12 protein-coding genes are annotated in these 13,642 nt (G+C 72.7%); 6 read left to right on the top strand and 6 right to left on the bottom strand.

What is annotated here, in order from left to right; genetic code table 11:
- Positions 1-282 precede the first annotated feature (282 nt).
- Together ACZ619_RS18890 and ACZ619_RS18885 are read left to right on the top strand one after the other, a co-directional pair.
- Positions 283-696 (top strand): aggregation-promoting factor C-terminal-like domain-containing protein, encoded by a 414-nt coding sequence (locus ACZ619_RS18890; protein ID WP_469599996.1) that lies wholly within the window; start codon positions 283-285, stop codon positions 694-696.
- A 161-nt stretch (positions 697-857) separates the two neighbouring features.
- Complete coding sequence (locus ACZ619_RS18885; protein WP_469599995.1) at positions 858-1,541, top strand: YoaK family protein; 684 nt, start codon at positions 858-860, stop codon at positions 1,539-1,541.
- 114 nt (positions 1,542-1,655) lie between these two features.
- Here the strand turns inward: ACZ619_RS18885 and ACZ619_RS18880 are convergent, their stop codons facing one another.
- Positions 1,656-2,891, bottom strand: coding sequence for a cytochrome P450 (locus ACZ619_RS18880; RefSeq protein WP_469599994.1), 1,236 nt, complete (start codon positions 2,889-2,891; stop codon positions 1,656-1,658).
- Between the two features lie 262 nt (positions 2,892-3,153).
- Here ACZ619_RS18880 and ACZ619_RS18875 point away from each other — a divergent pair, with 262 nt between their 5' ends.
- Positions 3,154-4,323: a steroid 3-ketoacyl-CoA thiolase gene (locus ACZ619_RS18875; protein WP_469599993.1), complete on the top strand. Its 1,170-nt coding sequence runs from the start codon at positions 3,154-3,156 to the stop codon at positions 4,321-4,323.
- Positions 4,324-4,357: 34 nt separating this feature from the next.
- Here the strand turns inward: ACZ619_RS18875 and ACZ619_RS18870 are convergent, their stop codons facing one another.
- Positions 4,358-6,394: a bifunctional glycosyltransferase 87/phosphatase PAP2 family protein gene (locus tag ACZ619_RS18870; protein WP_469599992.1), complete on the bottom strand. Its 2,037-nt coding sequence runs from the start codon at positions 6,392-6,394 to the stop codon at positions 4,358-4,360.
- A gap of 359 nt (positions 6,395-6,753) precedes the next feature.
- On the opposite strand from ACZ619_RS18870, the gene proP reads away from it, so the two are divergent.
- Complete coding sequence (gene proP, locus ACZ619_RS18865) at positions 6,754-8,133, top strand: glycine betaine/L-proline transporter ProP (RefSeq protein WP_469599990.1); 1,380 nt, start codon at positions 6,754-6,756, stop codon at positions 8,131-8,133.
- A gap of 55 nt (positions 8,134-8,188) precedes the next feature.
- Here the strand turns inward: proP and ACZ619_RS18860 are convergent, their stop codons facing one another.
- A complete protein-coding gene (locus ACZ619_RS18860) occupies positions 8,189-9,217 on the bottom strand; it encodes a peptidoglycan-binding domain-containing protein (protein WP_469599988.1) in 1,029 nt (342 codons plus the stop codon).
- Between the two features lie 162 nt (positions 9,218-9,379).
- On the opposite strand from ACZ619_RS18860, the gene ACZ619_RS18855 reads away from it, so the two are divergent.
- Positions 9,380-11,425 carry a DHA2 family efflux MFS transporter permease subunit gene (locus tag ACZ619_RS18855; RefSeq protein WP_469600097.1) on the top strand — a complete coding sequence of 682 codons (2,046 nt, stop codon included), beginning with the start codon at positions 9,380-9,382 and terminating at the stop codon, positions 11,423-11,425.
- Here the strand turns inward: ACZ619_RS18855 and ACZ619_RS18850 are convergent.
- Positions 11,418-11,915, bottom strand: coding sequence for a GNAT family N-acetyltransferase (locus ACZ619_RS18850; RefSeq protein WP_469599986.1), 498 nt, complete (start codon positions 11,913-11,915; stop codon positions 11,418-11,420). The two genes, ACZ619_RS18855 and ACZ619_RS18850, sit on opposite strands and share 8 nt — an antisense overlap.
- A gap of 68 nt (positions 11,916-11,983) precedes the next feature.
- Positions 11,984-12,415, bottom strand: a complete 432-nt coding sequence (locus ACZ619_RS18845; protein WP_469599984.1) for a DnaJ family domain-containing protein — start codon at positions 12,413-12,415, stop codon at positions 11,984-11,986.
- A 101-nt stretch (positions 12,416-12,516) separates the two neighbouring features.
- On the opposite strand from ACZ619_RS18845, the gene ACZ619_RS18840 reads away from it, so the two are divergent.
- The gene (locus ACZ619_RS18840) at positions 12,517-12,906 is read left to right on the top strand and encodes a hypothetical protein (RefSeq protein WP_469599982.1); all 390 of its coding nucleotides are present in this window, start codon (positions 12,517-12,519) and stop codon (positions 12,904-12,906) included.
- Positions 12,907-12,931: 25 nt separating this feature from the next.
- Here ACZ619_RS18840 and ACZ619_RS18835 read toward each other — a convergent pair whose 3' ends face one another.
- Entirely contained in the window at positions 12,932-13,603 is a 672-nt protein-coding gene (locus tag ACZ619_RS18835) for an O-methyltransferase (RefSeq protein WP_469599980.1), read from the bottom strand.
- Positions 13,604-13,642: the final 39 nt, after the last annotated feature.

The following is a 13,642-nucleotide window of genomic DNA, read 5'->3' as shown; positions in this document are numbered from 1 at the left end:
TCACCTACGATCCGGGGCAGTAGTAAGAGTTTTCCGCTTTGTCCGTTTCGACAGCGCCACTGACCTGCACTTTGAGAGCCACGCCACACAGCGGGCTTTTCCCCCGCATGCGACCACAACTAGTAAAAGGGGTGATTGCGGACGGGGTTCCGGCCTGCTTGTCTGGACGACGTCGCCAGGCACCACGAGCCCGTCAGGGCCGCGGCACCGACGCACACGGACACCGCTTCGCACGGGTTCCGGAGCACGGCGACTCCCTGTCCCCGATGAACGAGGTTCTCCGTGTCCGTGTCCTTCGTCCGCCGCATCGCTTCCCCGAAGAAGGCCCTCACCGCCGCCGCCGTGGCCGCCGCCACCGCCGGTATGGCACTGAGCGCGGCGCCCGCCCAGGCCGCCACCACCTCGGCCTCCTCCGCGCAGTCGATCGCGCACCGGATGATCCCGGACGCCGCGCAGTACAACGCGTTCAGCAACATCGTCTCCCACGAGAGCGGCTGGAACATCTCCGCCACCAACTCCTCGTCCGGCGCGTACGGCCTGGTCCAGGCGCTGCCCGGCTCGAAGATGGCCTCCGCCGGTGCCGACTGGAAGACGAACCCGGCCACCCAGATCAAGTGGGGTCTGGACTACATGAACTCCCGCTACGGCAGCCCGGCCGCCGCCTGGAGCTTCTGGCAGGCCAACGGCTGGTACTGAGCCGCCCGCCCCGCTCCGGCAGACTTTCCGGCACCCTCGCCCCGTTCCCCCGGGCGAGGGTGCCGACGTATGTCCGGACGTGGTGGACTTGCCCGGAGCCGGCCCGACCCGCCGGCCCGACCCGCCGGTCCACCCAGCCGGTCCGACCCGCCGGAGGAACGATGACGACGGCCGCACCGATCCGCGACCCCGAGAGCCGCGGTGTGCGGCTGGTGGTCGTCCTGCTCGCGCTGACCGTGGTGAGCGGTCTCATCGACGCGGTCAGCTATCTGGGCCTCGGTCACGTCTTCACGGCGAACATGACCGGGAACGTGGTCGTGCTGGGCTTCGCCGCGGCCGGCGCACCGGGCTTCTCCGTCCCGCACACGGCGACCTCGCTGGTCTGCTTCCTGCTGGGCGCGGCGGTGGGCGGCCGGGTGGCGGCCCGCCTCGGTGGCGGTTCCCGCCGGACGTGGACGCGGCTGACCCTGGCGGCGGAGGCGCTGCTGGTGGGGGTCTGCGCGGTGGCCGCCTTCCTGTGGCCGGGCGCGGAGGGGACGACGTACGCCCTGATCGCGCTGACGGCCTTCGCGATGGGGCTGCGCAACGCGACCGTGCGCAAGCTGGGCGTCGCCGACCTGACGACCACGGTGCTGACGATGACCCTGACCGGCCTCGCCTCCGAGTCCCGCTTCGGCGACGGCACCGGGCACCGCTCGCCGCGCCGCACGGCCTCGGTCGTGGCGATGTTCGCCGGCGCGGCCCTCGGCGCCTGGCTGGTGGTCCACCACGACCTGGGCGTCCCGCTGCTCGTCGCGGCCGTGGTGTCCGGGGTGCTGGCGGTGGCCGCGTCCGGGCGGGAGTGACACCGGGGGACGCCTCGGGGGAGGCAGGAACGGGGCGTCGGGACGGGGGGTGCTCCTGCCTCCCTCGGGACGGGCCGGCGGCGCCGGGAGCCGTCGGCCCGGGTTCACGGGGTGCTACGACGTGGTGACCCGCAGGTGCTTCACGCCGTTGATCCACGCCGAGCGCAGCCGGTCCGGATCTCCGACCAGGCGCAGGCCGGGCATCGCGTCGGCGATCGCGTTGAAGATCAGGTCGATCTCCAGGACGGCGAGGGACTTGCCGAGGCAGTAGTGCGGGCCGCCGCCGCCGAAGCCGAGGTGGGGGTTGGGGTCGCGGGTGATGTCGAAGCTGTCGGGGTCGGCGAAGACCTCGGGGTCGCGGTTGGCGGAGGCGTAGAAGACGCCGACCCGGTCGCCCTTGCGGATCAGCTTGCCGCCCAGTTCGGTGTCCTGGGTGGCTGTGCGCTGGAAGGAGTTGACCGGGGTGGCCCAGCGGACGATCTCCTCGGCGGCGGTCGCGGGACGCTCGCGCTTGTAGAGGTCCCAGGCATCGGGGTGGGTCAGGAAGGCGTGCATGCCGTGGGTGATGGCGTTGCGGGTGGTCTCGTTGCCGGCCACCGCGAGCATCAGCACGAAGAAGCCGAACTCGTCGGAGTTCAGGTTGCCCTCGTCCTCGGCCGCCACCAGCTTGGAGACGATGTCCTGGGCCGGGCACTGCTTGCGGTCGGCGGACATGTTCATCGCGTAGGCGATCAGCTCCGCGGCCGACTCGGCGCCCACCTCCTCGGTGATCGCGTACTCCGGGTCGTCGTACGAGATCATCCTGTTGGACCAGTCGAAGATCTTGGCCCGGTCGTCCTGCGGGATGCCGATCAGTTCGGCGATCGCCTGGAGGGGGAGCTCACAGGCGACCTCGGTGACGAAGTCGAAGGGTCCCGCGTGGGCGCGGGCCGCCTCGACGATCGCCCCGGCCCTGGCGCGCAGGCGTTCCTCCAGGGCGCGGATGGAGCGCGGGGTGAAGCCGCGCTGGATGATCTGGCGGACCCGGGTGTGCTCCGGCGGGTCCATGTTCAGCAGGATCAGCCGCTGGGCGTCGATCGCGTCCCGCTGCATGTGCTCGCCGAAGCGGATGATCGCCGTGTTGAGCCAGGACGAGAAGATCTCGGGGTGCGTGGAGACGTACTTGACGTCGGCGTGCCGGGTGACGGCCCAGTAGCCGTCGTCCGCGAAGCCGGCGATGCCGTGCGGCTGTTCGATCCAGCGGACCGGTTCGGCCCGGCGCAGTTCGGCGAACTCCGGCAGCGGCACCCTCTGGTGGAGCAGATCGGGGTCGGTGAGGTCGAACCCGTCGGGCAGCGCGGGACAGGGCATGAGCGACTCACTCCCACCGTGTACGAGCCTGGACATGTGTTCTGACGGTCCATCAGAAATGGCCGGTTGTCCGTGAAGGTAGTAACGGGTTCTACAAGTCGCAAGAGGCGCGGTCGCCCCAATTGCATGCAACCCCCTTGCGGTTGCGGACAGGCTGTCAGCAGACTGCACACAGAACTAGTACGCGTTCTAGTTCTGCGTGGCGGGCCGGGCCGGGACGCCCCTGCGCCGCGCGGGTGACCGAGGAGAGGACCGAGCCCCCATGGCCGCGGAACCCGTGATCGTCGAAGCCGTACGCACCCCCATCGGCAAGCGCGGTGGCGCGCTCGCCAACCTCCATCCCGCCTACCTCCTGGGCGAGACCTACCGTGAACTCCTCGGCCGCACCGGCATCCCCGCCGACGCGGTCGAGCAGATCGTCGGCGGCACCGTGACCCACGCCGGCGAGCAGTCCATGAACCCCGCGCGCACGGCCTGGCTGGCCATGGGGCTGCCGTACGAGACGGCGGCGACGACCGTCGACTGCCAGTGCGGCTCCTCGCAGCAGGCCTCGCACATGGCCGCCAACATGATCGCCGCCGGGGTCGTCGACGTCGGGATCAGCTGCGGGGTCGAGGCGATGTCCCGCGTGCCGCTGGGCTCCGGCTCCAAGCACGGGCCGGGCAAGCCCTTCCCCGACGAGTGGAACGTCGACCTGCCCAACCAGTTCGAGGCCGCCGAGCGCATCGCCCGCCGCCGGGGCCTGACCCGGCGGGACGTCGACTCGCTCGGGGTGCTCTCGCAGGAGCGGGCGGCGCACGCCTGGGCCGAGGAGCGCTTCAAGCGGGAGACGTTCGCGGTGCAGGTGCCGACGACCGAGGAGGAGCAGCACGCCGGGCAGGGCATGTGGCGCCTGGTCGACAGGGACGAGGGGCTGCGGGACACGTCGGCGGAGGGGCTGGCGGGCCTGAAGCCGGTCATGCCCACCGCCGTGCACACCGCGGGCAACTCCTCGCAGATCTCCGACGGGGCGGCCGCGGTGATGTGGGCGTCGAAGCGGATGGCGCGGGCGCTGAAGCTGCGGCCCCGGGCCCGGATCGTCGCCCAGGCCCTGGTCGGCGCGGACCCGCACTTCCACCTGGACGGGCCGGTCGACGCGACCCGGGCCGTGCTCGGCAAGGCCGGGATGACCCTGAAGGACATCGACCTCGTCGAGATCAACGAGGCCTTCGCGTCGGTGGTGCTGAGCTGGGCCCAGGTCTTCGGGCAGAACCTGGACAAGGTCAACGTCAACGGCGGCGCGATCGCCCTGGGCCACCCGGTGGGCGCCACCGGGGCCCGCCTCATCGCCACGGCCCTGCACGAACTGGAGCGCACCGACAAGGAGTTCGCCCTCATCACCATGTGCGCGGGCGGCGCCCTGGCCACCGGCACCATCATCCAGCGCCTGTAGGCGGGGCGCGGCCGGACGCGGGCGCGGGCCGGTGTCAGCCACGGGCCGGCGCCGGCTCCCGGTCCCCCGCGGCGACCACCGCCGGCCGGGCAGGGCGGGCGCGCGGGCCCTGGAGGAGACGGCCGACGGCGAAGCCCGCGGCGACCACCGCCGCGCCGCCGAGCGCGTCCAGGACCCAGTGGTTGCCGGTGGCGATGATCGCCGAGACCGTGAAGAGGGGGTGGAGGAGGCCGAGGGCCTTCATCCACTTCCTCGGGGCGGCCACGGCGATCACGATCCCGCACCACAGCGACCAGCCGAAGTGCAGCGAGGGCATCGCCGCGTACTGGTTGGTCAGCTCGGTGAGGGTGCCGTAGTCCGGCCTGGAGAAGTCCTGCGGGCCGTGGACCGTGTCGATGATGCCGAGACCCGGCATCAGCCGGGGCGGGGCCAGCGGGTAGAGCCAGAAGCCGATCAGGGCGAAGCAGGTGGCGAAGCCGAGGGCGGTGCGCGCCCAGCGGTAGTCGACCGGACGGCGCGCGTACAGGACCGCGAGGACGGTCAGCGGGACGGCGAAGTGGAAGGACTCGTAGTAGAAGTCGAGGAAGTCCCGCAGCCAGCCGATGCCGTGGACCGTGTGGTTGGCCCAGTGCTCGATGTCGATGCCCAGGAACCGCTCGGCGTCGTACACCTGGTACCCGTGCAGTTCGGCCCGGGCCCGCCCGGACGTGCCGTCGCCGTCGCCGGCCGCGGCGAGCCGGATCTGCGCGTAGGCGTAGTAGACCAGCCGTATCGCGACCAGTTCGAGGAAGAGGTTCGGGCGGCTCAGGACCCGGCGCAGGGCGGGGGCCCGCGGGACGAGCCGGAAGCGGGCGGGCACGGGGCGCGCGTGGTCCGTGGGCACCGGGCGCGCGAACTCCGGGGCGGTGCGCGGCAGGAAGGGCACGGCCAGGGCCGCGGCGAGGGCGGCGAGCAGCACGACGTTGTCCCGGACGGGCAGGAACAGCGGCTTGTCGGGGAGCAGCGCCTGAGCGGGCAGGGTCATCACCAGCACCACCACGACCGGCCACACCGTCCGGTCGGAGGCGCGCCGGCCGGGCCGCCCGACCACCGCGAGCAGCACCCACAGCAGCTGGTGCTGCCAGGCGGCCGGTGACACCGCGACGACCGCGCAGCCGGTGATCGCCACCGCGAGCAGCGGCTGGCCGTCCCGGGCGTAGCGCACCGCGCGCCGCAGCGCGACCGCGGCCACGGTCGCGGCGAGCACCAGGAACAGCACGATCTCCGGCGGGCCGCTCAGCCCGGCCCGCAGCAGGGCGCCGTGCAGCGACTGGTTGTCGAGCGCGTCGGCCTCGCCGCCGAGCCCCACGCCCGCCATGTGGTGGACCCAGTAGGTGGACGAGTCGTGCGGCAGCGCCGCCCAGGCCAGCACCGTGCAGGCGGCGAAGGCCGCGCCGGTGGCGAGGGCGGCCCGGCGGCGGCCGGTGAACCAGAGCAGCGGGGCGAACAGCAGCACGGCCGGCTGGAGCGCGGCGGCCAGCCCGACGCACAGCCCGGCGGTCCGCTCCCCGCGCACGGCGCAGCAGCCGAGCAGCACGAGGAGTACCGGGATGACGCTGGTCTGGCCGAGCCAGAGGGTGTTGCGGACCGGCAGCGAGAGCATCAGCAGGCTGATGGCGACCGGGGCGGCCAGCAGCGAGGTGCGGCGGCCCACGGGCTTGGGCAGCGCGCGGGCGACGACCAGGCCGAGGGCGACCACCAGCAGCAGCGTGCCGAAGGTCCAGCCCCAGCCGAGGGCCTGCTCGGCGGCTCTGGTGAGCGGCTTGAGCACGAGCCCGCCGAAGGGGGTGCCGGTGAACCGGGTCGAGTCGTACAGGGAGCCCTTGACGTGGAGCACCCCGTCCGGGCCGACCCAGGTCTCCAGGTCGGTGAGCCGTTCGCCGCCGGGAGAGCCGAGGACGGTGGTCATCTGCCGTACGGCGAGGATCGCGGCCACCGCCCACAGGCCGAGCCGGGCCGCTCTCAGCCGGGCTCCGGCCTCGTCGCCGCCGAACGCGTCCGCCGGTCGTCCTCTGTGCCCCAGGTTCGCCACGCCCCGTCGGCCTCCCGCCCCGCTCGCTCGTTCCGAGAACCCTACGAGGCTCCCATTCCCTCCTGAAAGAGACGCGGGCACCCCCTCGTCATCCGATGTCCTCCTCCGATTTGTCCGGAAGTCGACAGTCGGCGGGGGCGCGGTTGCGCCCACGGAGCGCGACAAGGATCACAGTGCGCGGTCCGCGTACGCCGGGGTGAGCGGGCATACGTCCCTGCGTACGGCGCATTTAGCTGCACTATGCATCGACTTGCGTACGCGACGTAACCGACCGAACCGGTCCTATGGTCGCTTTTCGGCCCGTCCGCCGCCGTGCGGGCCGCGTACCTGTCCCCGTCGAAAGGTAGGCGAGCCCCGTTTTGGCGACCGCAGCAGCCGTCACCCCGTCCCTGAAGATCCCCGGACCCCGCACGGCCGCCCCCGCGCCCATGGTCACCGACCCCGCGCTGGTGCGGCGAGCCGTGAAGGCGGCGGCGCTCGGCAACGCCATGGAGTGGTTCGACTTCGGCGTCTACAGCTACATCGCGGTGACCCTGGGCAAGGTCTTCTTCCCGTCCGGCAACCCGACCGCCCAGCTGCTGTCCACGTTCGGCGCCTTCGCCGCGGCCTTCCTGGTCCGCCCGCTCGGCGGCATGGTCTTCGGCCCGCTCGGCGACCGCGTGGGCCGCCAGAAGGTCCTCGCCCTCACCATGATCATGATGGCCGCGGGCACCTTCGCGATCGGCCTGATCCCGTCGTACTCGGCGATCGGTGTCGGCGCGCCCCTCCTGCTGCTCGCCGCCCGGCTGGTGCAGGGCTTCTCCACCGGCGGCGAGTACGCCGGCGCCTCCACCTTCATCGCCGAGTACGCCCCGGACAAGAAGCGCGGCTTCCTCGGCAGCTGGCTGGAGTTCGGCACGCTGGCCGGCTACATCGGCGGCGCGGGCCTGGTCACCCTGATGACCGCCCTGCTCAGCTCGGACGACCTGCTCTCCTGGGGCTGGCGGATCCCGTTCCTGATCGCGGGCCCGATGGGCATCGTCGGCCTCTACCTGCGGATGCGCCTGGAGGAGACCCCGGCGTTCGCGGCGGAGGTCGAGAAGTCCGAGCGGTCCCGCCCCAAGGTCCCGCTGCGCGAGATGGTCACCGGCCAGTGGCGGGCGCTCCTCCTGTGCATGGCGCTGGTGCTGGTCTTCAACGTCACCGACTACATGCTGCTGTCGTACATGCCGAGCTACCTGACGAGCGAGCTGAAGTACGACGAGACGCACGGCCTCCTCGTCGTCCTCGGCGTGATGGCGCTGATGATGATCGTCCAGCCGTTCGCCGGAGCGCTGACCGACCGCGTCGGGCGCCGCCCGGTGATCGCCGCGGGCTGCGCGGGCTTCCTGCTGCTCTCCGTCCCGGCGCTGCTCCTGATCCGCCAGGGCAGCCTGCTGGCGGTCGCCCTGGGCATGGGCGCCCTCGGCCTGCTGCTGGTCTGCTTCACGGCGGCGATGCCGGCGGCCCTGCCCGCCCTGTTCCCGACCCGGGTCCGCTACGGCTCCCTGTCGATCGGCTTCAACGTCTCGGTCTCCCTCTTCGGCGGCACCACCCCGCTGGTGGTGACGGCCCTGATCGGGGCGACCGGCAACCTGATGATGCCCGCCTACTACATGATGGCCGCGGCGGTCGTCGGCGGCTTCGCGGTCTGGCGCATGACGGAGACCGCGGGCAGGCCCCTGCCGGGCTCGGCGCCCTCGGTCGAGGCACCGCACTGACCCTCCCCCGGGTCCCGCGCGGCACCTGAGGCGCTCCGGACGTGTCCGGAGCGCCTCAGGGCTCGTCGGTCTCCGCCTCCAGCGCCGCCCGGGTGGCCGCCCCGTACACCCCCGAGTCGTCGGTGAGGATGCCCCGCGACAGCTGGTACGTGCGGACCGCGCTCTCGGTCCGGTCGTCGTACTCGCCACTCGCGTCCCCGGAGTAGAGGCTCACCTGCTTCAGGCGGAGCTGGAGCTCGGTGACCTCGGCGCCGCTGTCCCCGGGACGCAGGACCGGTGGCGTGGTGGGCTGCGCGGAGGCGGACGTGCCGGTCACCGGCGCCGAGCGGGTCGGGCTCGCCGAGCGGGAGGGCGTCGGGGACGGGGACGCGCTCGACGGCGTGGCGGAGGGGCTCGCACCGGCCGACGCGGACCGTGAGGCCGACGGCGAGGGCTTCGCCGAGGTCGCCGACGCCGTGACCGAGGGCGACCCCGAGCTGGGGGTCACGTCCGGGACGCTCTCCCGCACGTCCTCCGGAGCCGCCGTGTCCCGTGCCGGCGTCAGATGGGCGAAGAGACCGCCGACGAACCCGGCCACGGCGATGATCGCCACCACCGCCCCGGCGACGGACAGCAGCACCACCCGCCGGGAACGCCGCCGCGGAGTCTCCCCGCCGTCCTCACCGGGCTCGCCGCAGGACTCCGCACCGTCCCCGGACCGCGCCGCCTCCGCACCCGGCACCGGCACGGCGGCCGCCGTCACGACCGGCACCGGAACCGGCACGGCAGGCTCCGTCACGACCGGCATCGGCGCGGTCGCCCCGCCGTCGTCCCCACCCTCGGCATCGGCGTCCGCGCCGGCACCGGCACCGGCACCGGCGCCTGGCCCGGCATCTCCTGCCCCGGCACCGGCTGCCGCGTTCTCCAGGTCGATGTACGGCCGTATCCGCAGCGGGTCGAAGTCCTCCGCGGCCGCCTGCTCGGCGGTCCGCGCGTCGCGCAGGGCGTCGGACGTCCGCTGGTTGCAGTCGCAGGCCGGAGTGTTGTCCGGCCCCCTCGGCTCCCCGCACTCAGGGCACCGATGGCCCCCGGTCGTATCCGTCACAGCGTTCGTCCCTCCCCTCACGAACTCCACAGATTATGCGGAGCATCCACACGTACGTTCGCCGGAGCCCCATGTCTCAGGAGCCGCGAAGGGGACTCGACGGGCCATAACGGGTGACACCGTCCACGATGGAAGGTGGCCGCAGAACCCCGGGAGGTCTCCATGGCCCTGGACACGACGCACACCCCGGCGAAGGACGCGGAGCACGTTCCCGGCAACGTGCTCGTCCCGATCGGCGCGCTGCTGCTCGGCCTGCTGCTGGCCGCGCTGGACCAGACCATCGTGTCGACGGCGCTGCCGACGATCGTCAGCGACCTGGGCGGTCTGGAGCACCTGTCGTGGGTGGTCACCGCCTATCTGCTGGCCTCCACGGCCGCCACCCCGCTGTGGGGCAAGCTCGGCGACCAGTACGGGCGCAAGCGGCTCTTCCAGACCGCGATCGTGATCTTCCTGATCGGGTCGGCGCTGTGCGGGATGGCCCGGAACATGGGCGAGCTGATCGGCTTCCGCGCACTGCAGGGCCTGGGCGGCGGCGGGCTGATCGTGCTGTCGATGGCGATCGTCGGCGACCTCGTGCCGCCGCGTGAACGCGGTCGCTACCAGGGGCTGTTCGGTGCCGTCTTCGGCGCGACCAGCGTGCTCGGGCCACTGCTCGGCGGGCTGCTCACCGAGCATCTGAGCTGGCGCTGGGTGTTCTACGTCAACCTGCCCGTGGGCATCGTCGCGCTCGCCGTGATCGCCGCCGCGCTGCACATCCCGCGCCGGACCGCCCACCACGTCATCGACTACCTCGGCACCTTCCTGATCGCCGCCGTCGCCACCTGCCTGGTGCTGGTCGCCTCGCTGGGCGGCACCACCTGGGGCTGGGACTCGCCGCAGATCGTCGGGCTCGCGGTGATCGGGGCCGTGCTCGCCGTGGCGTTCGTGGCCGTGGAGCGGCGGGCCGCCGAACCCGTCCTGCCCCTGAAGCTGTTCCGCGTCCGCACCTTCACGCTCGCCGCCGTGATCAGCTTCATCGTCGGCTTCGCGATGTTCGGCGCGATGACCTACCTGCCGACCTTCCTCCAGGTCGTGCACGGCATATCGCCGACCATGTCCGGGGTGCACATGCTGCCGATGGTGATCGGCCTGCTGCTGTCCTCCACGCTCTCCGGCCAGATCGTCAGCCACACCGGCCGCTGGAAGGTGTTCCCGGTCGCGGGGACGGCCGTGACCGCCTTCGGCCTGCTGCTGCTCCACCAGCTCGACGAGTTCAGCTCGACCGTCGAGATGAGCAGCTACTTCTTCGTCTTCGGACTCGGTCTCGGCCTGGTCATGCAGGTGCTGGTGCTGATCGTGCAGAACGCGGTCTCCTACGAGGACCTCGGCGTCGCGACCTCCGGGGCGACCTTCTTCCGCTCGATCGGGGCCTCCTTCGGCGTGGCGATCTTCGGTTCCGTCTTCGCGAGCCGTCTCGCCGACAAGCTCGCCGACGCCTTCCGTGGCGTCCGGCTGCCGGCCGGCGCCACCCCGGACGCCCTCAAGGCCGACCCGCGCGGCATCGCGGCGCTGCCGGCCCAGCTGCGCCCGGCGGCGCTGCACGCGTACGCGTCGTCGATCACCGACGTCTTCCTGTACGCCGCTCCGGTGGCCGCCCTCGGCTTCGTCCTCGCCTGGTTCTTCAGGGAGGACCCGCTGCGCGGCTCGGTGACCGCTCCGGAGGCCTCGGAGACCATCCCGCCCAACCCGGTCCAGCGGTCCTCCTACGACGAGTGCTGCCGGGCGCTGTCCGTGCTCGGCAGCCGCGAGGGGCGCCGCGAGATCTACCGGAAGATCAACGAACGGGCCGGGTACGACCTGCTGCCGGCGGCCGGCTGGCTGCTGCTGCGCATCCGCCGGTACGGCTCGGTGGAGCCGGGGCGGCTCGCCGAGCGCGGGCCCGTCCCGCTGAAGGTCGTCCTGGAGGGTGCCCGACAGCTGGAGGAGCGGCACCTGGCCGACCGCCTGGGCCTCGACCTGACGCTGACCGAGCGGGGCCGCGAGGTCGCCGAACGGCTGGCCGGGGCCCGCGAGGAGTCGCTGGCCGAACTGCTCGGCGACTGGTGGGGCCCGAACCGGCCCACCGACCTGGACCGCCTGGTGCGGGAGCTGACCGACGAGCTGTGCGGCACCGAGCGCGAGCAGCCGCAGCCGCAGCCACAGCCGCCCGGGGCGCGGCGGGTCAGCTGAGCAGGTCCTTGCGGAACCAGTGCTCGGCGTGGGCGTCGTCGTTGTGCCGTTCGGTCTCCGCGTAGCCGAGCCGCGCGTACAGGGCGCGGGCCTCCACCAGGTCGGTGCGGGTGTCCAGGACGATCCGGCGGGCGCCCAGGGCGCGGGCCGCCTCCTCGGCGGCCGCGACGAGGAGCGCGGCGCCTCCCCTGCCGCGCAGCCCCTCGCGCACGAAGACCCGGGTGAGTTCGGCGGTCCCGGGCCCGAGGAGCCGTACGCCCGCGCAGCCGCCCGGCTCACCGTCGTACCGGGCGAGGAGCAGCCCTCCGGTGGGCGGGGCCAGTTCGGTGCCCGGCCGGGCGGCGATCTCCCGTTCCAGCTCGGCCGGGTCGGTGCGGCGGCCCTCGTGGAGGAGGTACCAGCGGTCGCTGACCTCGGTGTAGTACGCCCGCCACAGGGCGAGGGCGGCCGGGGAGCCGGGGTGTTCCGGGGCGAGGGTCCAGGAGGCCATGGACCGTAGTCTCGACCGGGGGCGGGGTGTCCGCGCAACCGGATTCGCGCGGCCCCGGGCGCCGGCCGCTACGCCCGCGGGCCGGGTTCCGGGCCGGCCGCCTCCCGGCGCTCCCGCCACTCGCGTACGACCGCCTCGACGTCGTACGGCTTCCTGCCCAGCGGGGGGCCGGGCGGGGGCTTGAACATCATGTCGCGGATCTTCGCGTTGACGTCCGTGATGATCCGGCGGACGAGTTGCTCGGTGGGGGCGGCCCAGGCGGCGGCGAGGGCGTCCTCGGCCTCCTTGCGCAGGGCGAGCGTCGGCGGCAGCATCGCGAGGCCCTCCCGGGCCATCTTCCGCCTGACCCACCACAGCTCGTCGTACGGCGACTCCAGCGCGGCGGGCAACGGCTCGCCGGTGCCGGGCAGTTGATCGAACTCGCCGCGCCGCTGCGCGTCCCCGATCTGCTTGTCGACCCAGGACTCGAACGGCACCCCGGGTGGCTTTCGCTCGGTCATGACTCCATTGTGCCGGACGTGACCGGGCCGGGCGTTTTATCATGCGGCCGAGATCCACGAGGGATTTCGGGAAAGACCCAGGAAAAGCAGGGGGAACACACGTGCTCGAACTCACCATGGCCTCCGTGTCCGGAGACGCGGGCGAGACGGCCGGCATGCTCATGGCCGACGCGCCCAGCGACCCGGGTGCCGTGCTGCGGGTGGGCCGCGACGGGTCCGTGTGCCGGCTCGCGACGCCCGACGACTGGCTGTTCGTCTCCAGAGTGCATCTGGAGTTCCTGTGCGGGCCCGAGGGCGGCTGGCAGGTCACCTGGCTGCGCGGCTCCCAGGCCGAACCGTCCTCCGAGGTGCTGCTGAAGGTCGGGGAGTACGCCCAGACCATCACCTACGGCGGGACCGTCGCGCTGCCCCGGGGCGGCTCCGGCGAGATCGTCGTCCGGGACCGCACCGCGCCGCGCAGCGTCAACGTGGGCTTCTACCACGAGGGTTGAGTGACACCGGCCCGGGCGCCGCCCGTCAGGCGAGCACCCGGGCCAGGGCGAAGCCGTCGTAGCCCTTGCTGCCGACCGTCTGGATCGCCGTGCCGCTCAGCCTCGGGTGGGCGGCGATCAGCTCGATCGCGGCGCGGGTGCCGAGCACGTCCGGCTCGGTGCTGTCGGCGTCGGCGACCCGGCCGCCGCGCACCACGTTGTCGATGACGATCAGGCTGCCGGCCCGGGTGAGCTTGAGCGCCCACTCCACGTAGTGCGGGTTGTTGGCCTTGTCCGCGTCGATGAAGACCAGGTCGAAGGGGGCCGGGTTCTCGTCCGCGAGCTTCGGCAGCGACTCCAGGGCGGGGCCGACGCGCACCTCGACGATCCGCTCCAGCTCCGCGCGGGCGATGTTGCGGAGCGCGACCTCGGCGTGCCGGGCGCTGTACTCCAGCGAGATCAGCCGGCCGTCGGCGGGCAGCGCGCGGGCCAGCCAGATCGTGCTGTACCCGCCGAGCGTGCCGATCTCCAGAATGTTGCGGGCGTCCTGCATCTGCGCGAGGAGCTGGAGCAGCTTGCCCTGGTTGGCGGTGACGTTGACGTGCGGGAGGTCGTTGGCCTCGCTCTCGCGCAGGGCCGCCTGGAGCGCCTCGTCGTCCGGTGAGAGGTGGCTGGTGAAGTAGAAGTCGACGTCGTCCCAGAGCTGAGAGCCGCTCATGCGTCCGCTGCCTTTCGGGTGTCCCGGAGCTGTCCGCTG

This window comes from Streptomyces sp. NPDC104367 (assembly GCF_055583825.1).
This window is presented reverse-complemented; position numbering and strand designations above follow the sequence as displayed.

Coding starts and splice junctions, on each gene's coding strand:
- ACZ619_RS18885 (WP_469599995.1), top strand. CDS start 858: ATGACGACGGCCGCACCGATCCGCGACCCCGAGAGCCGCGGTGTGCGG.
- ACZ619_RS18880 (WP_469599994.1), bottom strand. CDS start 2,891: ATGCCCTGTCCCGCGCTGCCCGACGGGTTCGACCTCACCGACCCCGAT.
- ACZ619_RS18875 (WP_469599993.1), top strand. CDS start 3,154: ATGGCCGCGGAACCCGTGATCGTCGAAGCCGTACGCACCCCCATCGGC.
- ACZ619_RS18855 (WP_469600097.1), top strand. CDS start 9,380: ATGGCCCTGGACACGACGCACACCCCGGCGAAGGACGCGGAGCACGTT.
- ACZ619_RS18850 (WP_469599986.1), bottom strand. CDS start 11,915: ATGGCCTCCTGGACCCTCGCCCCGGAACACCCCGGCTCCCCGGCCGCC.
- ACZ619_RS18845 (WP_469599984.1), bottom strand. CDS start 12,415: ATGACCGAGCGAAAGCCACCCGGGGTGCCGTTCGAGTCCTGGGTCGAC.
- ACZ619_RS18835 (WP_469599980.1), bottom strand. CDS start 13,603: ATGAGCGGCTCTCAGCTCTGGGACGACGTCGACTTCTACTTCACCAGC.